This window comes from Pelotalea chapellei (genome assembly GCF_018531195.1).
GTDB lineage: Bacteria > Desulfobacterota > Desulfuromonadia > Geobacterales > Pseudopelobacteraceae > Pelotalea > Pelotalea chapellei.
This window is the reverse complement of the sequence record NZ_JAHDYS010000037.1, coordinates 1-1,209: the sequence shown is the minus strand read 5'-3', so window position 1 is coordinate 1,209 and position 1,209 is coordinate 1. Positions and strand designations below refer to the sequence as shown.

The 1,209-nt window shown below is 46.9% G+C and carries 1 protein-coding gene; it reads right to left on the bottom strand.

Annotated features, from left to right (window positions below):
• Positions 1 to 11: 11 nt before the first annotated feature.
• Positions 12 to 1,135 (bottom strand): IS3 family transposase gene (locus tag KJB30_RS17815; RefSeq protein ID WP_214301718.1). Its coding sequence is split into 2 segments (ribosomal slippage): positions 12 to 877 and positions 877 to 1,135, totalling 1,125 coding nucleotides; the frame shifts between segments, so codons are not numbered across the junction.
• Between the last annotated feature and the right edge of the window lie 74 nt (positions 1,136 to 1,209).

Below are 1,209 nucleotides of genomic sequence, written 5' to 3'. Positions count from 1 at the left end.
TGACCTTACCCCTACATTAAAACCAGGTTTAACTTAGGTTTTTCGGTCTTTTGTTCTTTTTCAATTATTTTTACAAACTCATTTGGTGTCAGATCGTTCAGAGAGCTATGCGGCCTTTCCGAATTGTAATCCTGTCGCCAGGTTTCGATAATTTTCTGGGCGCTTTGCAGGCTGATAAAAACATTGTCGTTCAGACATTCATCCCGGAATTTGCCGTTAAAGCTTTCAATATATGCATTCTGGGTCGGTTTGCCTGGTTGAATGAATCTTAGCCTCACGCCGTTTGTGTAAGCCCATAGATCAACCGCTTTGCTGATAAATTCAGGACCGTTATCGACTGTTATTGCAACAGGTAATCCGCGAGTCAAAGCCACACGATCCAGTACTCTTGTTACTCTTTTACCCGTCAGTGAGTGATCGGCTTCAAGTGCCGGACATTCGCGGCTGAAGTCATCAACTACAGTTAAGACCCGAAAACGTCGACCGTTATAGAGACTGTCCGATACGAAATCCATGGACCAGTGTTGGTTGATTCGTTCCGGCTTGTCCATGACTGTTCTGAGATGGCTGATACGCTTTTTACGTTTCTTCAACCGAAGCGAGAGGCCTTCTTCACGATAAAGGCGCTCTGTGCGCTTGTGATTGATGAGATGGCCTTCCCTGCGTAGCATGGTGTGCAAACGGGGAGCACCAAACTTGCGGCGCTGTTCAGCCAACTCTCGCAACCGTTTGCGGAGTTCGTTGTTTTTGTCCGGCATTGGTTGGTAACGAAAGCTGCTCCTGTCAAGGTTGGACAGCTTACAGGCCCGTCGCTCGCTGAGTGAATGCGTTTGCTTGATGTATTCCACAACGTGCCGTCTTGCAACGGGTGTTACCACTTTTTTGAAACAACGTCCTTGAGGACTTTATTATCAAGCATGGCATCGGCAAGCATTTGCTTGAGTTTTCTATTCTCATCTTCAAGCTGTTTCAGGCGTTTGGCATCAGATACTTCCATGCCGCCAAACTTGGAGCGCCATGTGTAAAAAGTTACGTCGCTGATTCCGTGCATTCGGCAAAGATCAACGATCTTCATGCCGGCCTGGGCTTGTTTCAAAATATCAATGATCTGCTCCTCGGTGAATCGCTTCTTCATGTCTAGCTCCTTGGTTGAGGTTCTAGACCGAAATCACTAAGTTGGCAATGGCTCAGTTTTCAGGGGGAAGGTCA